General features: G+C 64.3%; 20 protein-coding genes. 9 read left to right on the top strand and 11 right to left on the bottom strand.

Annotated elements, in window-relative coordinates:
* Position 1 precedes the first annotated feature (1 nt).
* From pip to pqqA, 6 genes are all read right to left on the bottom strand, one after another.
* On the bottom strand, positions 2–988 hold the full coding sequence (gene pip, locus XH84_RS25300; protein WP_128920124.1) for a prolyl aminopeptidase: 987 nt from the start codon (positions 986–988) through the stop codon (positions 2–4).
* The gene (gene pqqE, locus XH84_RS25295; RefSeq protein WP_128920123.1) at positions 978–2,159 is read right to left on the bottom strand and encodes a pyrroloquinoline quinone biosynthesis protein PqqE; all 1,182 of its coding nucleotides are present in this window, start codon (positions 2,157–2,159) and stop codon (positions 978–980) included. Before pqqE ends, pip begins: the two co-directional genes overlap by 11 nt.
* Positions 2,156–2,467 carry a pyrroloquinoline quinone biosynthesis peptide chaperone PqqD gene (pqqD, locus tag XH84_RS25290; protein WP_128920122.1) on the bottom strand — a complete coding sequence of 104 codons (312 nt, stop codon included), beginning with the start codon at positions 2,465–2,467 and terminating at the stop codon, positions 2,156–2,158. Before pqqD ends, pqqE begins: the two co-directional genes overlap by 4 nt.
* A 12-nt stretch (positions 2,468–2,479) precedes the next feature.
* A complete protein-coding gene (gene pqqC / locus XH84_RS25285) occupies positions 2,480–3,235 on the bottom strand; it encodes a pyrroloquinoline-quinone synthase PqqC (protein ID WP_430641959.1) in 756 nt (251 codons plus the stop codon).
* A 20-nt stretch (positions 3,236–3,255) separates the two neighbouring features.
* A complete protein-coding gene (gene pqqB / locus XH84_RS25280) occupies positions 3,256–4,185 on the bottom strand; it encodes a pyrroloquinoline quinone biosynthesis protein PqqB (RefSeq protein WP_128920120.1) in 930 nt (309 codons plus the stop codon).
* Between the two features lie 131 nt (positions 4,186–4,316).
* Positions 4,317–4,397, bottom strand: a complete 81-nt coding sequence (pqqA, locus tag XH84_RS25275; RefSeq protein WP_007595659.1) for a pyrroloquinoline quinone precursor peptide PqqA — start codon at positions 4,395–4,397, stop codon at positions 4,317–4,319.
* Between the two features lie 278 nt (positions 4,398–4,675).
* Here pqqA and XH84_RS25270 point away from each other — a divergent pair, with 278 nt between their 5' ends.
* The 5 genes from XH84_RS25270 (at position 4,676) to tarD (ending at position 8,616) form a co-directional block, all read left to right on the top strand.
* Complete coding sequence (locus XH84_RS25270; protein ID WP_128920119.1) at positions 4,676–4,933, top strand: DUF6894 family protein; 258 nt, start codon at positions 4,676–4,678, stop codon at positions 4,931–4,933.
* Positions 4,934–5,168: 235 nt separating this feature from the next.
* Complete coding sequence (locus XH84_RS25265) at positions 5,169–6,569, top strand: amidase family protein (protein WP_128920118.1); 1,401 nt, start codon at positions 5,169–5,171, stop codon at positions 6,567–6,569.
* 2 nt (positions 6,570–6,571) lie between these two features.
* The gene (locus tag XH84_RS25260) at positions 6,572–7,048 is read left to right on the top strand and encodes a glutathione peroxidase (protein WP_128920117.1); all 477 of its coding nucleotides are present in this window, start codon (positions 6,572–6,574) and stop codon (positions 7,046–7,048) included.
* Between the two features lie 11 nt (positions 7,049–7,059).
* A complete protein-coding gene (locus XH84_RS25255) occupies positions 7,060–7,302 on the top strand; it encodes a DUF3297 family protein (RefSeq protein ID WP_164936347.1) in 243 nt (80 codons plus the stop codon).
* A 144-nt stretch (positions 7,303–7,446) separates the two neighbouring features.
* Positions 7,447–8,616 carry a D(-)-tartrate dehydratase gene (gene tarD, locus XH84_RS25250; RefSeq protein WP_128920115.1) on the top strand — a complete coding sequence of 390 codons (1,170 nt, stop codon included), beginning with the start codon at positions 7,447–7,449 and terminating at the stop codon, positions 8,614–8,616.
* Positions 8,617–8,751: 135 nt separating this feature from the next.
* On the opposite strand, the gene XH84_RS25245 is transcribed toward tarD, so the two are convergent.
* Positions 8,752–10,104 (bottom strand): malonyl-CoA decarboxylase, encoded by a 1,353-nt coding sequence (locus XH84_RS25245; RefSeq protein WP_128920114.1) that lies wholly within the window; start codon positions 10,102–10,104, stop codon positions 8,752–8,754.
* Positions 10,105–10,155: 51 nt separating this feature from the next.
* Between XH84_RS25245 and XH84_RS40025 the strand changes: the two genes are divergently transcribed.
* Entirely contained in the window at positions 10,156–10,383 is a 228-nt protein-coding gene (locus XH84_RS40025) for a hypothetical protein (protein WP_164936346.1), read from the top strand.
* A gap of 11 nt (positions 10,384–10,394) precedes the next feature.
* On the opposite strand, the gene XH84_RS25240 is transcribed toward XH84_RS40025, so the two are convergent.
* Entirely contained in the window at positions 10,395–11,192 is a 798-nt protein-coding gene (locus tag XH84_RS25240; RefSeq protein ID WP_164936345.1) for an AraC family transcriptional regulator, read from the bottom strand.
* Between the two features lie 62 nt (positions 11,193–11,254).
* Between XH84_RS25240 and XH84_RS25235 the strand changes: the two genes are divergently transcribed.
* Together XH84_RS25235 and XH84_RS25230 are read left to right on the top strand one after the other, a co-directional pair.
* Positions 11,255–12,427 (top strand): MFS transporter, encoded by a 1,173-nt coding sequence (locus tag XH84_RS25235; protein ID WP_128920112.1) that lies wholly within the window; start codon positions 11,255–11,257, stop codon positions 12,425–12,427.
* Positions 12,428–12,832: 405 nt separating this feature from the next.
* Positions 12,833–15,094 carry a cation:proton antiporter domain-containing protein gene (locus tag XH84_RS25230; RefSeq protein WP_128920111.1) on the top strand — a complete coding sequence of 754 codons (2,262 nt, stop codon included), beginning with the start codon at positions 12,833–12,835 and terminating at the stop codon, positions 15,092–15,094.
* Between the two features lie 171 nt (positions 15,095–15,265).
* On the opposite strand, the gene XH84_RS25225 is transcribed toward XH84_RS25230, so the two are convergent.
* Together XH84_RS25225 and XH84_RS25220 are read right to left on the bottom strand one after the other, a co-directional pair.
* Positions 15,266–18,424: an efflux RND transporter permease subunit gene (locus XH84_RS25225; RefSeq protein WP_128920110.1), complete on the bottom strand. Its 3,159-nt coding sequence runs from the start codon at positions 18,422–18,424 to the stop codon at positions 15,266–15,268.
* 9 nt (positions 18,425–18,433) lie between these two features.
* A complete protein-coding gene (locus XH84_RS25220; protein ID WP_164936344.1) occupies positions 18,434–19,627 on the bottom strand; it encodes an efflux RND transporter periplasmic adaptor subunit in 1,194 nt (397 codons plus the stop codon).
* A 235-nt stretch (positions 19,628–19,862) separates the two neighbouring features.
* On the opposite strand from XH84_RS25220, the gene XH84_RS25215 reads away from it, so the two are divergent.
* The gene (locus tag XH84_RS25215) at positions 19,863–20,654 is read left to right on the top strand and encodes a transporter substrate-binding domain-containing protein (protein WP_128920109.1); all 792 of its coding nucleotides are present in this window, start codon (positions 19,863–19,865) and stop codon (positions 20,652–20,654) included.
* Positions 20,655–20,765: 111 nt separating this feature from the next.
* Here XH84_RS25215 and XH84_RS25210 read toward each other — a convergent pair whose 3' ends face one another.
* Entirely contained in the window at positions 20,766–21,353 is a 588-nt protein-coding gene (locus XH84_RS25210; protein ID WP_283810237.1) for a MarR family winged helix-turn-helix transcriptional regulator, read from the bottom strand.
* Positions 21,354–21,433 lie beyond the last annotated feature (80 nt).

Genomic DNA, 21,433 nt, shown 5'->3' with positions numbered 1-21,433 from the left:
CTCATCGCCCGATCTTCGATGCGAGGTCGGCGATCGACTTCATGACCGCGTCCCTCACGCCGGCATCATAAAGCGAATGGCCGGCTTCTTCCACGATGCGAAGCTCGGAACTGGGCCAAACTTTCGCGAGCGCGTGGGATGTCTCGGGAGGACACAACAGATCGTAGCGGCCCTGCACGATAATGCCGGGAATCCTTTCGAGCCGACCCGCGTTCCGCAACAGCTGGTCTTCGCTCATGAAGGAGTTGTTGACGAAATAATGCGCCTCCATGAACGGCGTCGCCGGCAGCGTGCGCCAGACGTTCAGCGAGGCGAGGTCGAGCCGCGCCTTGGCCGCCTTGTGCTCGGATAACGCGCGCTCGGTGTCGTGCCAGGCCCGCGCCGCAGGTCCGTGCATAGCCGGATCGGCATCGAGGATGCGGCGCCAATAGGCGTCCACCGGCTGCGCCTGCTCTTCGGGCGGCAGCACGCTCAGAAAATCCTCGCAGAGAGCGGGGTAGAATTGCCGCAGTCGGACCGTGAACGCCGTCTCGACCTCGGCCCGCGTGCCGAGGAACGTCGCGCGCAGTGCAAGACCGGAGACGCGATCGGGATGCGCCTGCGCATAAGCCAGCGCCAGTGTCGCGCCCCAGGAGCCGCCGACCAGCATCCAGCGTTCAAAGCCGAACTTTTCGCGGATTGTCTCCATGTCCGCGATCAGATCGGCCGTGGTGTTGTGCTCGCGCGAGCCCTTGGGCCGGCTGCGGCCGCAGCCGCGCTGGTCGAACAGCACCGCGCAGAAACGGTCGGGGTCGAACAGTCGGCGATGGTCCGGCTGGCAGCCGCTGCCGGGCCCGCCGTGCAGATAGATCGCGGGGATGCCGTCGCTGCGGCCGACGCTCTCGACGTAGAGCTCATGGCCGTCGCCGACGTCGAGCATTTCGGAGGTCAGCGGCGCAAAGGGATCGGCGCGCCTTGCCGCTGTGCCTGCGTCGGCGTCAGGTCCCATTCTCGGATTCCAGGGTGCCGCCGGCGAAATTGCGGTAGAGGAAGCGGCTGGTCTCGCCCTCGGCCTCGCGCTCGGCCTGCTTGAAGATGGTCTCGTGCAGCGGCGACAGCGCGCAGGCCGGATCGGTGTTGGCGGCGTCCCCGGTCAGCGCAAAGGCCTGGCAGCGGCAGCCGCCGAAATCGATCTCGCGGAATTCGCAAGACTTACACGGCTCCTTCATCCAGCCCGTGCCGCGATAGCGGTTGAAGGCCTCCGAGTTCTGCCAGATCCAGGCGATCGAATGGTTGGAGCGCACGGATTCGAACTCAAGCCCGGTGATGCTCTCGGCGGCGTGGCAGGGCAGCACCTTGCCGGCGGGCGAGATGTTGAAGAACTGCCGGCCCCAGCCGCCCATGCATTTCTTCGGCCGCAGCGCGTAATAATCGGGAACGACGTAGTCGATGGCAAGCGTGCCCTTGAGCCGCTCCCGCGCCTCCTCAACGATGGCCGTGCACTCGTCGAGCTGCGCCACCGTCGGCATCAGTGCGGCGCGGTTCTTCAGGGCCCAGCCGTAATATTGTACATTGGCCACCTCGAGCCGGTCGGCGTCGAGATCGACAGCCATCTGGACGATGTCAGGGAGCTGATGCAGGTTCTGCCGATGCATCACCGCATTCACGGTGAGCGGCAAATCGAGCTCGCGCGTCCATTTCGCCACTTCGAGCTTCTTGCGATGCCCGCCTTTGTAGCCGGCGACGCGGTCGGAGAGGCCTTCTTCGATGCCCTGGAAAGAGATCTGCACATGGCAGAGCCCGGCGTCGGCAAGCTCGCTGAGCTTGTCGCGCGTCAGCAGCACGGCCGAGGTGATGAGATTGGTGTAAAGGCCGACGTCGCTCGCGTGCTTCACCAGCTCGACGAGATCTTTCCGCGCCGTCGGCTCGCCGCCGGAGAAATGGACCTGGAGCACGCCGATCTCGGCGAGCTCGCCCAAGACCTTCTTCCATTCCTCGGTGGTCAGTTCCTTGCCCGAGCGGTCGAGCTCGACCGGGTTGGAGCAATAGGGGCATTGCAGCGGGCAGCGATGCGTGATCTCGAGCAGCACCGCGAGCGGAATGCCGAAGGTCTCGGCCGTCGAACGCTGCTTCTCCAGCACGGCGAGGCTGTCGCTGGGTGGGATGGTCACGTCGCTCATGACGTCTTCTCCCTGATCTCGGTCAGAAAGCCCTTGTCGGCGAGGTCCTGCAGCATGACGATGACGTCGGCCAGGATCGCGTCGCGGGGGGCCGCGTATTTTGCCGCGAGCTGATCGGACACGTCGCCGACGCTGCGCTTGCCGTCGCAAAGCTGCAGCACCTCGACCGCGATCTCGTCCGGGGCCAGCACGCGTTCCGGCGCCAGGATCACCCAGACCTTGCGGGTCTCGTCATATTTCAGCTTGGCATGCCGCGGCAGCACGGGGCGGCTCGCCTCGCTGACGCTGATGTTCCGCGGCCCGGCCATCGCTACTCCTCTTCAGCCCGCTTTGGGCACGAACGCGCCCGGCGGAATATTGCCCTCGACATAGGCGTGCTGGAGCGCGTCCAGCTGCACCCACAGCACGTTGGTCTTGAAGATCAGCGCGTTGCATACCTGGGCGCGCTGCTCCGGCGTCGTGGCATGCCTCTTGACATAGTCGAGCGCGAAATTGGCATCGCGCGGCGCCTGCGTGAGGCGGCGCTTGAAGTAGCTCATGGTATCAGGGTTGACGAAATCGTAATGCTGCAGCATGCCGGCGATGCGCTCTTCGTGGATGCTCGGCGCAAACAGCTCGGTCAGCGAGGAGGCGATCGCCTCCAGCGGGCTTTTTTCGCGACAATAGTGCACGTAAGCCTCGACCGCGAAGCGCGTCGCCGGCAAAATGCCTTCGGTGGATTCCACGTAGGCCGTGTCGAGGCCAAGGCCTTCGGTCAGCTTGATCCAGCGCTCGATGCCGCCTTCCGCACCGACATCGCCGTCATGGTCCTCGATGCGGTGGCGCCATTCCAGGCGCGTGGCGCGGTCGCGGAAGCGCGAGATCACCACCGCGTCCTTGATCGGAATCGTGCTCTGGTAATAGTAGCGGTTCAGTGCCCAGGCCTGCACCTGGCCCTTGTTCAGCTTGCCGCCGTGCAGCAGCTTATGGAACGGATGCAGGCTGTGATAGCGCGTCGCCCCGATATGGCGCAGCGTTGCCTCGAGCTCCTCGGCCGAGTTGAGCCTGATATCCCTGCCGATCGAGAGCGCAGTCATTCCAGTCATGGATGCGGCATTCACAGCACGATCTCCGTTCCGTCTGCGGGAATCTGCCATCCCGCTTGTTCAGCAGTCTTGCGTTCAGCCGAGGCAGGCAGCAGCGCCGGGTTCGAGTTGTTGATATGCAGAAATATCTTCCTGTCGATATTGAGGTCGGCCAGCTGCGCGATGGCGCCGTCGTCGCCGGACATGGCGACATGCCCCATGCTCTTGCCGGTCTTGTGGCCGAGGCCGCACTTGATCATCTCGTCGTCCGTCCAGACCGTGCCGTCGAAGAACACCAGCGAAGCGCCGTCGATCTCGGCCTTGAGCGCGTCGGTCACCTCGGCGCAGGCTGCGAGGAAATAGAAGCACTTGCCGGTCGCCTTGTCGGTGATCTTCAGGCCCAGCGTGTCGCCGTCGCCGCTGTCGCCGCCGGGATGCGCCTTGCCTTCCAGATACCAGGCCGACTTGCCCGGGACCGCGAAGGGCAGCACTTCCAGCCCGGAGCGTGCGCCATCGGTGAGGCGCGGCTCGAATGGCTCATTGATGCCGATCGGCTGGCGCCGGACGTGCTTCTCGTTCAGCACGTTGAAGATGCTGTTGCTGGCAAGGATCGCCAGCACTTTCTCATGCGCATAGATCGTGAACGGCGAGCTCTCGCGCATCGAGAGCAGGCCCGCCACCGCATCCACTTCGCTGTTGGTCAGGATCACGCCCGCAATCGGCGTATGGCGCAAGGCGCCTGCCTTGGGGTGCAGTTGCGGCGTGGCATTCAATTGCTGGCGCAGGTCGGGAGAGGCGTTGATCAGGAACCAATGCTCGCCGTCGCCGCTAAAGGCGACCGAGGCCTGTGTCCGGTGCAGCTCATCCCCGCCGTTGCGGGCGGCCCGGCAACCCTCGCAGCCGCAATTCCACTGGGGAACTCCGCCGCCGGCTGCGGCGCCCAGGACGACGACGCGAAGCATGATCCGTCTCCTGGAAAGGAACACGCGCGGTGGATCTCAGGCCGACGCAGATGCCGACACAGATTCTTTCTTTCGGAAACGCGTCGTGACCGAAAGATCCACCGCCGCAGAACGCGAAATCGCCGACCGGCTTACTTGCGGGTGGCGCTCACATACATGTTGATTTCCATGCCACAGGGCACTTCGACGATCTTCGGGGCTTTCCATGCCATTTTTGGCTCTCCATTTTTGCGAATTCGGACGTATCCGCCCACCCGCTAAGTTAATGCGAGTGGAGAAGTTCGCTAGTGAAATTTTCCCGGACCTAGGTAGTAGGTCGGTGGAATTGCTGCACTGCAAAGAGGGCGTGTTGCGGCCATAAATGCGGCCGTAAAGATGCGCAATGGACATAGGCAAAAACCGCCGATAGGTCGTGATCCCTGTCGGGATAAACGAGTTGTGAGTTTAGAACGGCTTCCAATCATCTACAGGCGACCCCATTGGATCAGGCATGCCCAGATATTTCTTCAACACCCGTATCGGCGACGAACTGATTGTGGATCCTGACGGAGAGGACCTGCGCAATCCTGATCGCGCCTGGGAGGTCGCCCGCCAGATGATCCTGGAGGTGGTGAAGTCGGAAGGCACCCAGCGGGCCCTGCTCGCGGCGGTGATCGAGGTGACCGACGCCGAAGGCGAGGTCGTGCTGGAGTTTCCCTTCACCGAGGCGCTGCTGGACCTGCCGGATCCGTCCGCGACGCGGCATTAGCCCTATCTGGCTCCCCGTCATTGCGAGGAGCTCGCGACAAAATTGCGTAGCAATTTTGCGCTGATGCGACGAAGCAATCCAGAGCGCCTCGGCGGAGGGATTCTGGATTGCTTCGCTTCGCTCGCAATGACAACGGATGCAGCAATCCAAGCCTCTCCGCCTTTCGCCTCTGCGAAATCCGCATGGCTTTGCCGCGTTCCCGGCGCTAAAACACGCCGGATACACGGAGCAAACCATGCAAGATCTCTGGCGCCTGTCGGCCGCCGACCTCGCCGCCCTCGTCAAGTCCAAGAAAGTGTCCGCCCGGGAGGCCGCCAAGGCCGGTCTCGCCCGGCTCGATGCCGTCAATCCCAAGCTCAATGCCGTGATCGACCACCGGCCGGACGACGTGCTCAAGCAGGCCGATGCCGTCGATGCCGCGATCGCGCGAGGAGAGGACCTAGGGGTGCTCGCCGGCGTGCCCGTCACCATCAAGGCCAATGTCGACCAGGAAGGCTTTGCCACCACCAACGGTCTGAAGCTCCAGCGCGAATTGATCGCGCGCGAGGACAATCCGGTGGTTGCCAATTTCCGTAAAGCGGGCGCCATCCTGCTCGGCCGCACCAATTGCCCGGCCTTCTCCTATCGCTGGTTCACCACCAATCTTATCCACGGCGATACCAAGAACCCGCGCGATGCCTCGCTGACGCCGGGCGGCTCGTCCGGCGGCGCCGGTTCCGCGGTCGCGGCCGGCATCGGCCACGTCGCCCACGGCACCGACATCGCCGGCTCGATCCGCTATCCCGCCTATGCCTGCGGCGTGCACGGCCTGCGCCCGACGCTCGGCCGCATCCCCGCCTTCAATCCCGCGCTGCCGGAGCGCCCGATCGGGCCGCAGATCATGGCGGTGTCGGGCCCGTTGGCACGCACCGTCAACGATCTCAGGATCGCGCTCGAAGCGATGGCGGCGCGCGACATCCGTGATCCCTGGTTCGTGCCGGTGCCGCTCGAAGGCCCCGCACGGGACAAGCGCGCCGCGCTCTGCCTCAATCCGGGCGGCCTTGCCACCACGCCGGAGGTGAAAGCGGCGGTGAGCGATGCCGGCAAGCGGCTAGAGCGCGCTGGCTGGACCGTCGATGTGATCGAGGATACGCCGCCGATGCGCGAGGCGGTCGAGTGGCAGATCAAGCTGTGGCTCGGCGACGGCTATGAAGCGCAGCTCGAGGCGGCCGAGCGCGAGGGCGATCCCGGCGCGCTGGCCTGCCTGCGCGGCAACCGCGCCAGGGTGACGCCGATGGACCAGGCCAATTACGCCAAGGCGCTGACCCGCAGAGCCGCGCTGACCCGTGATTGGATGCTGTTCTTCGAGAAATATGCGGTGCTGCTGACGCCGGTCTCGGGCGAGCTGCCGTTCCCGGATCATCTCGACTGCAAGGACGATGAATCCTTCAAGCGGGTCTGGGAAGCCCAGCTGCCGCAGATCGCCATCCCCTTCATGGGCTTGCCGGGCCTCGTGGTCTCCACTGGTCTGGTCGGCAAGGCGCCGGTCGGCGTGCACGTCGTGTCCGGCCGCTATCGCGAGGATCTCTGCCTGCGCGCAGGCGAGGCGATCGAGGCGGGCGGCGTGCCGCCGTCGCCGATCGATCCCGTGGGCTAGCGATGTCCGTCATCTACGACTTCAAGGCCAATTCGCTGGCCGGCGAGGAGGTCGCCCTGCGCCGCTTCGAAGGGCAGGTGCTGCTGATCGTCAACACCGCGAGCAAATGCGGCTTCACGCCGCAATATCGCGGCCTGGAGGATCTTCATCGCGATCTGTCTCCGCGCGGCTTCTCCGTGCTCGGCTTTCCCTGCAACCAGTTCGGCGCGCAGGAGCCGGGGCAGGCGAGCGAGATCCAGGCGTTCTGCTCGACCAATTACGACGTCACCTTTCCGCTGTTCGAGAAGATCGACGTCAACGGCGCAAATGCGCACCCTCTGTATGAGTACCTGAAACGCCAGCAATCGGGCCTGTTAGGAGCCTCCATCAAATGGAATTTCACCAAATTCCTGGTGGACCGTGAGGGCAAGGTGGTCGCGCGCTACGCGCCGACCGCACGGCCCGAAGGATTGCGGCATCAAATCGAAACACTGTTGTGAGCGAGACAATCATGAGCGACGAATTTCCCGACCGCCTGTCGGTCGATCCGAACAGCCCTTATTACAACGCGGACGTTCTGGCGCGCGACGTCGGCATCCGCTTCAAGGGCATCGAGAAGACCAATGTCGAGGAATACTGCATAAGCGAAGGCTGGGTCCGCGTCACCGCCGGCAACGCCAAGGACCGCCACGGCAACCCGCTGACCATCAAGGTGCACGGTCCGGTCGAGCCGTATTTCAGGGATAAGAAGTGACGGCGAAGCCGTCATCGCAATGATGGGGCGCGACGCGTCCAAGTGCATCTCCGTCACCCTGAGGTGCTCGCCTCTTCGGCGAGCCTCGAAGGATGACGGGGAAACAGTCTCACGAACTTCACTCGACAATCGAAAGCCGCCCTCATGTCCGTCCGCATCGTCGACGTCCGCGAAATCACCAAACCGATCTCATCGCCGATCCGCAACGCCTATATCGACTTCACCAAGATGACGACCAGCCTCGTTGCCGTCGTCACCGACGTGGTGCGCGACGGCAAGCGCGTCGTCGGCTACGGCTTCAACTCGAACGGCCGCTACGGCCAGGGCGGCCTGATCCGCGAGCGCTTTGCCTCGCGTATTCTCGAAGCCGCTCCGAAGTCGTTGCTCAATGAAGCCGGCGACAATCTCGACCCAGATAAGGTCTGGGCCGTGATGATGACCAACGAGAAGCCGGGCGGCCATGGCGAGCGCTCGGTCGCGGTCGGCACCATCGACATGGCGGTGTGGGATGCGGTGGCCAAGATCGCCGGCAAGCCGCTGTTCCGTTTGCTCGCCGAACGGCACGGTGTCGCCGCCAATCCACGCGTCTTCGTCTACGCTGCCGGCGGCTATTATTATCCCGGTAAGGGCTTGTCGATGCTGCGCGGCGAGATGCGCAGCTATCTCGATCGCGGCTACAATGTCGTGAAGATGAAGATCGGCGGTGCTGATATCGACGAGGACCGCAAGCGCATCGAGGCCGTGCTGGAAGAGATCGGCAAGGACGCGCAACTCGCCGTCGATGCCAACGGCCGCTTCAATCTCGAGACCGGCATCGCCTATGCCAAGATGCTGCGGGACTATCCTCTGTTCTGGTACGAGGAGGTCGGCGATCCCCTCGACTACGCGCTGCAGGCCGCGCTGGCCGAATTCTATCCCGGTCCGATGGCTACGGGCGAAAACCTGTTCAGCCATCAGGACGCCCGCAATCTGATCCGCTACGGCGGTATGCGCCCGGACCGCGACTGGCTGCAATTCGACTGCGCGCTGTCCTACGGCTTGTGCGAATACCAGCGTACGATCGAGGTGCTGAAGACCCACGGCTGGTCTCCCAGCCGCTGCATCCCGCACGGCGGTCACCAGATGTCGCTCAACATCGCCGCCGGCCTAGGACTCGGCGGCAATGAGAGCTACCCCGATCTGTTCCAGCCCTATGGCGGCTTCCCGGATGGTGTCCGCGTCGAGAACGGCCACATCACCATGCCCGATCTCCCGGGCATCGGCTTCGAGGGCAAGTCCGATCTCTACAAGGAAATGAAGGCGCTGGCGGAGTAGCCCGACGGCCGCTCCACACTCCGTCATTGCGAGCGAACCGAAGCAATCCAGAGTCTTTCCGTTGCACTTTCCGCGGAGGCAGTCTGGATTGCTTCGCTACGCTCGCAATGACGATGTGGCGCGAGCGAAGTCTCCCTACGACAACCGCATATCCAGCAGCCGCCGCCCTTCGTTCTTGAGCAGCTTCTTCACCGCGCTGGACGCCACGACCTCGCCGTCATTGGCATACGCCTCGTGGTTCTTCTCGATGTCGTCGAGGCGGTAGAGGTAGTTGACCATCACGCCGGCGGATTCGCGCAGGCCCTTCGGCGAGAGGTCGCCCAGCCAGTTGATGCGTTCGAGCCGGGCGCCGTTGCCGAGATGGAAGCGGGCGACGGAATCGATCAGTTTGCCCTTCGGCGTGCGCGCCTTGAGGAAGTAGTGCGCGGCGAGCGGTTCGATCACGCCGCGCAGCAGCGCCGTCGTCTCGGGGCTTTCGAACCATTCGGGATCGTCGAGGCGTTTCAGCACCTCGCGGTCCTCGTCGGAGAGCGGCAGGTCCTTGTCCTGCTTCACCCATTGCATGAAGCCGGGCACCGGCGACAGCGTCACGAATGTGTCGAGCTTCGGCGTTTCGCGGCGCAGCTCCTCGACCACCTGCTTGATCAGGAAGCTGCCGAAGGAGATGCCTCCCAAGCCGCGCTGCGTGTTGGAGATCGAATAGAATACTGCGGTGCGCGCGCGCTCGATCGGCAGATGCTGGCGGTCGACCGCGAGCAGCGGCGCGATCGCGCCCGGGATCGTCTCGGTCAGCGCCACCTCGACGAAGATCAGGGGCTCGTCCACCATCGCGGGGTGGAAGAAGGCGTAGCAGCGGCGGTCGACCGGATCGAGGCGGCGGCGCAGATCGTCCCAGTCAGAGATCTCGTGCACGGCCTCGTAACGGATGATCTTTTCGAGGATGTTGGCCGGGGTCGACCAGTCGATCCTGCGCAGCACGAGAAACCCTCTATTGAACCACGAAGAAAGAAGATGCGAGACGTCGCGATCGAGCGCGGCAAGATCGGTGTGCCCGTTCATCATGCCGAGCAGATCGGCGCGCATGTTGACGAGGTCGCCGGTGCCGCCCGGCGCGCGGTTGAGCCTTCGGATCAGCTCCTGGCGCCGCGGCTCCGAGGCGAAATGCAGCGCGCTTGCGTCCTCGTCGCTGGGCGCGGCGCGCCATGTCTCGATCGCCTTGGCCAGGCGCTCCCGGTCCGGGCCGAAATCGCGCACCAGTCCGTCGAAGAAGGCGCGGCGTCCCGCCGCATCCAGCTCCCGGTAGATGTCGAGCACCTCGCGCGCGATGGCGATGCCCGATGCTTCGCCCCGGCCCGAGAGCAGCGCATCGCACAGATCGAGCAGCCCATCGGCATCCCTTCTGGTGCCGGCGGACTCGCCGCGACGAAGCAGCGTGCGGCCGCGCTCGGAGATGGTGGCGAGCAGGTCGGAGAAGAAGGCGTTGGCCATCGGGGCTTTCGTGTCAGGTTTGTGCGTTGCGGAAGCTTACACGGGATTTGGGTGGAAGCCGATCACAATCAAGCAGGGGAATGCGGCAACTTTAGTCGGGCGATGCGTTTGGGGAATGACGGCATGCCGGGTGGAGGCGGTGCGTTCGCATACGACGGTTTAGGCCACTCCAGTTTCCACATCGTCATGGCCGGGCTTGTCCCGGCCATCCACGCCTTGCCACGCGGCAAGAAGAACGTGGATGCCCGGGACAAGCCCGGGCATGACGACTTGTTGTGAATGTTGGCAGCCTACTTCCCCGCAAACTCCGTCGGCGTGCGCCCCGTCACCTGCCGGAACGCCGCCGAGAAAGCCGGCACGCTGGCATAGCCGAGCTGGGTCGCGAGCTGCTTCACCGAGACATTCCCATCCGTGGACAACCGCTGGATCGCCGCGGCGATCCGTGCGCGCTGGCACCAGCTCTTGAAGCTCAGCTGCGTCTCCGTCGAGAACAGCCGCGATAGCGTGCGCGCGGAGGTTCCAACTGCGCGCGCCAGCGTGTCGATGTCGTGCAGGCCGGTGGGATCGTCGAGCACGATCATCGCCGCGCGGCGGCAGCGTGGCTCATGCGGCAGCGGCACGAAGGTCGTGGAATCCTCGGCCTGGTGCAATTCCAGCAGGACCAGGCGCACCAAGAGCTCGGTCCGTTCCTCGGTGTTGCGCGCGTCGAACAGCGCGAGGATCGCCTGGTTGAGCAACGGCGACACCCGCACCACGAATTCCCGGGTCAATCCCGCATAGCGCTTTTCGCGCTTCAGCCAGGGCAGGTCGAAATACAGCGTGCGCATCTCGATGTCGGCGAGGAGGTCGAGGGCGTGATCGAGCCCGGCCGGGACCCACACGGCCCGGTCCGGCGGCACCAGCCAGCGTCCACCGGGCGTCGTCACCTGCATGGTGCCGCGTGCCGCATAGATCAGCTGCGCCTCGCGGTGCAGGTGCGGATCAATCCGCATGCCCTTGGGATAGTCGCGGGCAACCAGATGCACGCCGGCGGGCGAGCGGTGGTTGCTGCGGACCTCCCGCAGGATTGGCGTTTCCAAGACAGTCATTGGCAGCATCCCGTCATGGGGAGGACATATAACTCATTTCGCAGCAGGAGAGGATTCGGGAAATGAACAGCCCCAGCCGGGTGATCAGTTTCGTCAACGCAGGCCATTTCATCGACCATTATTCGATGCTGATCTTCGCCGCCGCCGTCATCATCATGGGCCCGGCGCTCGGCATGGCCTATTCGGAACTCTTGCCTTACGCGACGCCCGGCTTCGTGGCCTTCGGCGCCGGCTCGCTGCTGACAGGCTGGCTCGGCGACCGCTGGAGCCGCCGCCATATGATGCTGATCTTCTTCGTCGGCATCGGGGCGTCCATGATCTCAGTCGGCCTCGTGCAGACCCCGGCGCAGCTCGGTGCCGCGCTGCTGGCGATCGGCATTTTTGCCTCGATCTATCATCCCGTCGGCACTGCCATGATCGTGTCCTATGCCGACCGGCTCGGCCGCGAGATGGGCATCAACGGCGTCTGGGGCAATCTCGGCGTGGCTTCCTCGGCGCTGGTCACCGGCGTGCTCGGCCAATATTTCGGCTGGCGCTTTGCCTTCATCGTTCCCGGCGTGGTCACGATCCTGATCGGCATCGCCTTTGCGATGCTGGTCGTGCACGAGGGCCGCAAGGGCGCCAAGCAGGCGGCGGCGCAGGCGCGGGTGGCAAAACAGGACATGTGGCGCGTGGTGCTGTCGCTGCTGATCGTCGTGATCGCAATCTCGACGACGTTCAACGCCGTCACCGTGGCGCTGCCAAAGCTGTTTGCGGAGCGGCTGGCGGATTTGACGAAAAGCCCGGCGCTGCTCGGGGTCATCGCCGCCTGCGTCTACGTATTCGGCGCGATGACGCAGTACACGATCGGCCGGCTGCTCGATCGTTATTCGCTGAAGACGGTGGCGCTGCCGCTGTCCTTCATGCTGGCGCCGTTCCTGTATCTGGCCGCCAGCCTGAACAATCTGCCGCTGATCCTGGTCTCGATCGGCATCGTCATGGGCGCGTTCGGCCAAGTCACGGTGAACGACGCCATGGTCGGCAAATACACCAGCGAGGAATGGCGCTCGCGCGCCTATGCCGTGCGCTATTTCATCGGCTTCACCGCAGCCGGTGCCTCGGTCGGCCTGGTCGCCTGGCTCTACGAGCAGGGCGGCTTCGTCACCATGCTGCACGCCTTCGCCGGCCTCTGCCTGCTCGCGATCGCGGCGGCGATCATCCTGCCGCGCGAGATCCGGACGCCGCAGGCGGCGTGAGCTCTCGTGTCCCGGACAAGCGCAGCGAAGCGGAGCGCAGAGCCGGGACCCAGACGCCACGAATTCCCGTGCCGCATGGACCCCGGCTCTGCAGCGCACCGCCTGACCGGACGATGCTTCGCATCGCCGGGGAGACGCTGCGCTGCGTCCGGGGTACGAGCGGGGCGCGGGCCCCAGTTTCTCTCCCCTGTCATTGCGAGGAGCCCTTGCGACGAAGCAATCCAGGCTGCCTCCGCGGATGGACTCTGGATTGTTTCGCTGCGCTCGCAATGACGAGGAAACTGGCGGGCATTGTTATCGACCTTTGTCGTCACCGCCCGCTGCGCGCATATGGAACCCGCTCCACCTCCCGCGGGTTCTATCCCCATGGCCCCGAAGCCGGGGTGAAGGGGGAAAGACACCTGCATGCCATCGCGCCTGCTCCGATCGTTCGGCCTTGTCCCCGCGGCGCTTGTCCTCACCACCATTGCGGCCGGTGCTGAAACGGGCAAATCGGCAGGTCCCTCCGAATTCCTGCTGGTGGCGCAGATCGTGCTGCTGATCGCGGTCGGCCGCGGCCTCGGCGAGATCATGCAGCGGATCGGCCAGCCCTCCGTGATCGGCGAATTGCTCGCCGGCATCATGCTCGGGCCGTCGTTGTTCGGCTGGATCTGGCCGGAGGCGCAGCACGCGATCTTCCCCAAATCGCCCGAGCAGAAGGCGATGATCGACGGCATCGCGCAAGTGGGCATCCTGCTCCTTTTGCTGCTGACCGGCATGGAGACCGATCTCAAGCTGGTTCGGAAGGTCGGCAAGGCCGCGATCGCGATCTCGATCGCCGGCATCCTCGTGCCCTTTGCCTGCGGCTTTGCGCTCGGCGAGTTCCTGCCCGATGCGCTGCTGCCCAATCCACAACAGCGCCTGGTGGCTTCGCTGTTCATGGGCACAGCGCTGTCGATCTCCTCGGTGAAGATCGTCGCCGTGGTCGTGCGCGAGATGAACTTCATGCGCCGCAATGTCGGGCAGATCATCGTCGCGACCGCCGTCATCGACGACACCATCGGCTGGATCATCATCGCCGTCATCTTCAGCCTGGCCTCGCAAGGGGCGCCGGATTTCGCCTCAGTGGCGAAGGCATTGCTGGGGACGCTCGCCTTCCTCGCCGTCAGCTTCACGATCGGCCGCCGCCTGGTGTTTCAGCTCATCCGCTGGGCCAACGACAACCTCGTCAGCGCCGCAGCTGTTATCACGGTGATCCTGCTGCTGATGGGCATGATGGCGATGATCACGCATGCCATCGGCGTTCACACCGTTCTCGGCGCCTTCGTCGCCGGCATCCTGGTCGGGGAATCCCCGATCCTGACGCGGCAGATCGACGAGCGCCTGCGCGGGTTGATCTCCAGCTTCTTCATGCCGGTGTTCTTCGGCCTTGCCGGCCTTGCCGCCGATCTCTCGGTGCTCCGAGATCCCAATCTCCTGATGCTCACCGGCCTCCTGGTCGCGATCGCCAGCGTCGGCAAATTCGGCGGCGCCTTCGTCGGCGGCACTGTTGGCGGTCTCAGCACGCGGGAGTCGCTGGCGCTCGCGAGCGGCATGAACGCGCGCGGCTCGACCGAAGTCATCATCGCGACCATCGGCCTGTCCATCGGCGTGCTGAGCCAGAACCTGTTCACGATGATCGTGACCATGGCGATCGTGACCACGATGGCGATGCCGCCGATGCTGCGCGCGGCGCTGGCGAGACTCCCGATGAACAAGGAGGAGAAGGATCGGCTGGAGCGGGAGGAATTCGAGAAGCGCGGCTTCCTCGCCAATCTCGAGCGGCCTTTGCTGGCGGTGGACGAAAGCGTCAATGCCACCTTTGCCGCCCACCTCGCGGGCCTAATCGCTGGCATGCGCGGCCTGCCGATCACGGTGCTGCATATCGGCACAAACGCGAAGGAGCAGGAGAAGGGTCGCGACGAGGAGGAGAGCCATGAAGCCGTGGTGAAGAAGGCGGCCGTGTCCGCCAGCAGCGAGGGCGAGGCCGGCAGCGTCGACGTCGTCACCCGGGCGCGCCGTGCGGAACTCGGCGAGACCATCACCGACGAGGCGCGCAAGGGTTTCGATCTGCTGGTCGTCGGTATCGACAAGGTTTCCGCGACCAAGGATCGCTTCGACCGCAAGATCGAGGACATTGCCGCGACGTTTGAGGGGCCGCTCGCGATCGCCGCGGCCAAGGGCAAGCACCTGAAGCAGCCGATGCCCGAGGCCCTCAACATCCTCGTTCCGGTCTCCGGCAGCGGCATCTCCAAGCGCGGCGCCGAGGTCGCGGTCGCGCTGGCGCAGGCCGGATCAGGCTCGCTCCGGGTGATCTATGTCGCGACCACACGCGACAAGGGTGCGCAGCGCGGCGCCTCCCGCGGCCTCAGCCAGGAGGCGGGCATCCTGAAGGACGCCAGCGATCTCGCCGCCCGCTACGAGGTCGACATCACCACGACGCTGCGGGTGAACCGGGCGCCGGAGACCGCGATACTGCGCGAGATCGACACTACCGACGTCGATCTCGTCGTCATGGGCGTCGACCGCATCCAGGCCGATCATCTCTCCTTCGGCGGCGTCGCCGACGCCGTGCTGCGGCAGTCGAAGGTCTCGGTGCTGCTGGTGTCGAGCGGCGAGGCCCGGCAGGCGCCGGCGGAGAAGGCTTAGACGACGGTGCGCTCCCTCTCCCGCTTGCGGGAGAGGGCTGGGGAGAGGGTGTCTCCACATCGGGACACTCCCCCAGAGGAGAGAGCCCTCACCCGGCGCTACGCGCCGACCTCTCCCGCAAGCGGGAGAGGTTACACCGAGAACGCCGCGCCGCTGATCCTACCGACACTCTCAAGGCTTCACCTCCGCCACCGCCTTCACCTTCGGCGCTTTCTTCGATGCCCGCCAGTTCTCGAAGCGCTGCACCACCACGAAGAAGGCCGGCACGAACAGCACCGCGAGGCAGGTCGAGGCCAGCATGCCCGAGAAGACCGTGATGCCGATCGACTTGCGGGCGCTGGCGCCGGCGCCGGTGGCGAGCACCAGGGGAACCACGCCGAGGATGAAGGCGAACGAGGTCATCAGGATCGGCCGGAAGCGGGCGCGCGCCGCTTCGATCGCGGATTCCAGGATCGGCTTGCCGTCGCGGCCATGCAGCTCGAGCCCGACCTCGACGATCAGGATGGCGTTCTTGGCCGACAGCGCGATCAGCAGGATCAGGCCGATCTGGCAATAGAGGTTGTTGTCGATCTTGAGCCCGGAGAGGATCAGCATCGGCCCGAGCAGCGACAGCGGCACGGCGAGGATCACCGAGATCGGCGCGTACCAGCTCTCATACTGGCCGGCGAGCACGAGATAGACCAGCAGCATGGCGAGGCCGAACACCCAGTAGATCTGGTTACTGACCGCCTTCTCCTGATACGACATCGCGGTCCATTCGTAGCCGGTGCCGGGCGGCAGCGTCTTGTCGGCGATCTCCTCCATCAGCTTCAGCGACTGGCCGGAGGAATAGCCCTGCGCCGGCAGGCCGATGACGGTCGAGGAGGGATAGAGGTTGTAGAGGCTGATCAGCGACGGCCCCGTCGCCGGCGTGATCTTGGCGACGGTGCCGATCGGGATCATGTCGCCGTTGGAGTTGCGCACCTGCATGTTGGCGATGTCGCGCTCGGTGAGGCGGAAGGCCGGATCGGCTTGCGTATAGACCTGGAACACGCGGCCGAATTTGTTGAACTGGTTGACGTAGGACGAGCCGAGATAGGTCGACAGCGCCGAGAATACCTGATCCGTCGTCACATGCAGTGTCTGGGTCTTGATCCGGTCGATCTCGACGTTGAATTGCGGCACAGAGGAACGGAACGATGACTGCACGCGCTGTAGCGCGCTCTGGCTCTGGCCGTTCGAGACCATCGCGCCGGTGATGGCCTGCAGCTTGGCGAAATCGCTGTTGCCGTCGCGCAGCTCGACCTGCATCGAAAAGCCCGCGGCGTTGCCGATGCCCTGGATCGGCGGCGGCGGCAGCACGATGGTGCGGGCCTCCATGATGGTCGCGAGCTTGTCGTTGAGGCCATAGACCAGCGAGCGCAGATCCTCGCCGGGCCCTTTACGCGCCTCCCAATCCTTCAGGATGATGTAGGCGACCCCGGCATTGGCAAGGCTGGCGCTGTTGTCGAGCGCGGAGATGCCGGCAATGGTGATGACCTGCTGGACGCCGGGCGTCTCCTTGATGATCTCGCTGGCCCTGTCGAGCACCTTCTGGGTCCGCTCCAGCGCGGCGCCGTCCGGCAGCTGGATCGCGGCGATCAGATAACCCTGGTCCTCGATCGGCAGGAAGCCGGTTGGCACGCGCGACAGGCCGTAGCCGCTGGCTCCGATGACCAGCAGCGCGAACGCGACCGAGACGGTGGCGTGCTTGACGAGGAAGGTGATCAGCCTTGTGTAACCGCGCTCGACGCGGTCATAGACCGCGTTGAAGCCGCGGTAGAAGAAGTTGCGCTGCTCCGGCGGCACCGTCGGCCGCAGCCACAGCGCGCATTGCGTCGGCTTCAACGTCGCCGCGTTGATGGCGGACAGAAGCGCCGTCGTCGCGATCACCAGCGCGAATTGCGAATAGATCCGTCCGGTGAGACCGGCCAGGAACGAGGCCGGCAGGAACACCGAGATCAGCACCAGCGTGATGCCGACGATCGGCGCGAACAGCTGGTCCATCGCCTTGATCGCGGCGTCGTGGCCGTTCATGCCCCGCTCGATGTTGTGCGCGGCGCCTTCCACCACCACGATGGCGTCGTCGACCACGATGCCGATCGCGAGCACGATCGCGAACAGTGTCGACATGTTGATGGTGAAGCCGAGCGCCGCCATTGCGGCGAAGGCACCGATAATGGTGACGGGCACGGTGGTTGCCGGCACCAGCATCGCGCGCCAGTCCTGCAGGAACACGAGGATCACGACCAGCACCAGAAGGCCGGCCTCGATCAGCGTCATGTAGACCTCGTGCACAGAGGCCTCGACGAATTTGGTGGTGTCGAACGGCGTATCGTATTTGATGCCTTCCGGAAACCGCTTGGCAAGATCGGCCATCTTCTTCTCGACCGCCTGCTCGACCTGGAGCGCGTTGGCGCCGGGCGACTGGAACACGCCGATGCCGACGGCCGGCTGCTTGTTGAGCGAGAAGATCTGGCTGTAGGTCTGGGCGCCCAGCTCGACCCAGCCGACGTCGCGCACGCGCGTGACGTCGCCGCTGCTGCCTGATTTGACGATGATGTTCTCGAACTGGCTGGTGTCGTCGAGACGTCCGTTGACGTTGAGCGTGTACTGGAACGCTTGGCCCGCCGGCGTCGGCGGCGCGCCGACCTGGCCGGCGGAGACCTGCTGGCTCTGCTGCTGGATCGCTTGGATGACGTCCTGCGGCACCAGACCGCGCACCTGCAGCTTGTTCGGATCGAGCCAGACCCGCATCGAATACTGACCGGCGCCGAACACGGTGACGTTGCCGACGCCGGGCAGGCGGGAGAGCTCGTCGCGGATGTTGATGGTGGCGTAGTTGCTCAAATAGAGGCTGTCGTATCGCGAATCCGGCGAGGTCAGCGTCACGAACAACAGGATCGAGGTCGACCGCTTCTGCACGGTGACGCCCTGGTTCTGCACGGCCTGCGGCAATTGCGACAGCGCGCTGGAGACGCGGTTCTGCACCAGCACCTGTGCGAAGTTGAGGTCGGTGCCGATCTTGAAGGTCACGGTGAGCGTATAGGTGCCGTCGGAGCCGCTGTAGGACTGCATGTAGAGCATGTCCTCGACGCCGTTGACCTGCTGCTCGATCGGCAGCGCCACCGTATCGATCACGGTCTTGGCGCTGGCGCCGGGATAGCGCGTGGTGACCTGGACGGTCGGCGGCACCACGTCGGGATATTGCGCGATGGCGAGATTGAACAGCGCGACGCCGCCGATCAGGATCATCAGCAGCGCGATGACGTTCGAGAGGACGGGCCGCTCGATGAAGAACTTTGAGATCATGGCTGGCCCTTACTTGCTCGCGGCCTGCGGCTGCTCGATCTTCGTCACCTGCGGATCGATCTTCTGGCCCGGGATCACCCGCAGCAGACCCGCGATGACGACGCGGTCGTCCGGCTTCAGGCCGCTTTCGATGACGCGCAGCCCATTGTCGACCGGGCCGATCTGCACCTTGCGCTGCTCGACGACGTTGTCGCCGTTGACCACCAGCAGATAGCGGCCGCCCTGGTCGCTGCCCAGCGCAGTGTCGGGGACGAGCAGGGCCGCGTTCTCCTGGTCGAAGGGCACGCGAACGCGGACGAAATAGCCGGGCAGCAGCATCCGCTTGTCGTTGGGCACGAGGCCGCGCACCGCCAGCGTGCCGGTCGATTGATTGAGCGTCGGCGAGACGTAGTCGAGCTTGCCCTCGTGCGGATAGCCGGTCTCGGTCTGCAGTCCCACCTGAATCGGGAATTGCTTCATATCGGCGGGGGTCAGTCCACGGCGGGCGGCTTCGGCACGGATGCGCAGCACGTCCTGCTCGTTGACGGTGAAGTTCACATAGATCGGGTCCATCGCGACGATGGAGGCAAGCTGGGTCGGCGAGGAGACGCCGACGAGCTCGCCGACCGAGACCAAGTGGGCGCTGACGATGCCGTCGAACGGCGCCGTCACTTTGGTGTAGCCGTAATTGACCTCGGCGAGCTTGGTATTGGCCTGCGCCTGCTGCAGATTGGCCTGGGCGTTGTCGCGCGCCGAGGTGGAATTATCGAGCGTGGCTTGCGAGACCGCCTGGCGCTGCACCAGCTCGGCCTGCCGCTTGTAATCGGCTTCCGACTGCCGGACCGAGGCCTGCGCGCCGGCCTCGGCCGCCTGCGCCTGTTCGAGCTTGAGCTTGTAGGTCTCCGGCTCGATCGTGAACAGCTGGGTGCCCTGCTTGACGAAGCTGCCGTCCTGATAGTCGATCGATTGCAGAAAACCCTGCACCCGCGCCACCAGATCGACGCTCTTGATCGGCGCGGTGTTGCCGGTGGCCTCGATGTAGCGGGTCACCGGACGCTGCACGGGCGTTGCCACATCCACCTTGGGCGGCGGCGGTGCCACGAACGTGTTCTTGTCCTCGCAGCCGGCGAGGACGGCCACGGAGGCCGCAGCGGAAAGGACCCGCCCGATATGCCTCCACGCTCCGTTGCGTCGTGCGGGAGAGGCGGGATTCGCTGCGGTCATTCGGTAGCCCCCGATTGCTGTCTGTCGGTGCGGCAGGCTAGCAACAAATGACTGGCCGCGGAACACCATAGCCATGGCAGTCACCGGCCTTGCACTGCAAAGAGCGATGTGGCCTTTGACAAGTTTATCACCACAAACTGCTTTTCACCGAGGGCATGATCGACCAGAATTGTGTCAAAGGTCGCGCCGGCCAAACAGAGCGGCCGGGAAGAAGAAAAGGTGAGGAGACCATGACATGCCAACGCCATTTCGGTCGGCCCACGCCGGCCTCGTTCTCGCAGCGATTGTTGCCATGCCCGCGCTAGCAGACGGCTTGAAGGACGAGATCGCACCGACCGGCAAGCTGCGGGTCGCGATCGCCATCAGCCCCGCAGGCGGCGCGTTCTGGTCGACCAAGACCGAAGCCGGCTATGCCGGCGTGCCCGTCGATCTCGGCAAAGCGATGGCCGCCGAGCTCGGCGTCCCCGTCGATTATGTCGTGCACCAGAATTCCGGACAGATCACCGATGCCTCCGCAAAGGGCACCTGGGATGTGACCTGGCTGCCCAAAGATCCCGAGCGCGAGACCAAGATGCTGTTCGGCCCGATCTACGAGGTCGCGGATGCCACCTATATCGTCAAGCCTGGGTCGAGCATCACCAATTTCGCCACGCTGGACCAACCCGGCGTCAAAGTTGCGGCCGTCAACGCCACCACCACCATGCGCGGCGCGATCGCGCATCTGAGGCATGCGAAGGTCACCGGCTATCAGACCTATGACGAGATCTTCGGCCTCTTGAACAGCGGCGAGATCGACGCCTTCGCGCTGTCGCGCGATCAGCTCAACAAGATGGCGCAGAAGATCCCGGGTACAAGGGTGCTGGACGAGACGTTCAAGAAGACCGTGACTGCGGTCGCCGTGCCGCTCGGCCACAACGAGGCGCTGACCTTCGTCACCAAATTCATGACGGAGGCCACGGTCAACGGCACGCTGCGCAAGGCCTATGACGATAATGGTTTGAAGGATTCGCCGATCCGGACGGAATAGCGGCAGCGGCAGATTAGATGCTTGATCTTGGTCGCGTCTGATGTCCGCTTGTCCCGGAACGGCGGCACAAAAGCGGACATCGTTGAAGGTCGCCGGAGGGCAAGAAGCGCCTCAACGTTTATGGTCTTCTCGACGTTCGAAATTAACGCATAGAAGGTCGAGCTCTCCTCTAGTGATACTTGCCCGAAAAAATCGGCAGGTAAATTCGGCCTGCATCTTGCGCGGAAGTTCGCGAGCCGTTTCTGCCAAAAAAATGCATTCCTTGCATGTGTCTGCATGATGGGAGTGCTGAGTGGTGTCCAAACCGTCCAAGACCTGACGGAGTATGTCTCGAAACTTGTTTGCACCAAGCTCAAGTGCGTAAATTGCATTCACAAGCGGCTTAATTGGATCGCTTGCGAGGATCATCTCGCCTTGCGGCGTCACAGCTAGAGTTACTGACCGTTTGTCTGTCGGAGAACGCCTGCGCTCCAAGTAGCCCCTTCCTTCCAAGTCCTTGATCATCTGGGACGCGGTGGCTCGAGTAAGGCCGACGAATTGAGCTAGTGCTGAGGGGGTCCGTGAGAACCGATTGGCGCGAGCCAGAAACCGCAAGGCCATCCAGTCTCGATCATGCAATCCCTGTCGGGTACCATCAAAATGCCAGGCATTTCCCGCTTGCACCAGCAGGTCGACCGCTTCCCGAGCTGCCGCAATCATCCCGCACCTTTGCTTACATGCCACTCTGCATGTTCAGGATGGCAATTGGCAGTGCACGTCTAATTGGGAGAGGTCAACAC

Origin of the sequence: Bradyrhizobium nanningense (assembly GCF_004114535.1) — a bacterium.
In the GTDB taxonomy this organism is placed as follows: Bacteria; Pseudomonadota; Alphaproteobacteria; order Rhizobiales; family Xanthobacteraceae; genus Bradyrhizobium; species Bradyrhizobium nanningense.
The sequence above is the reverse complement of the archived record's forward strand: the minus strand, read 5'-3'. Positions and strand labels throughout refer to the sequence as shown.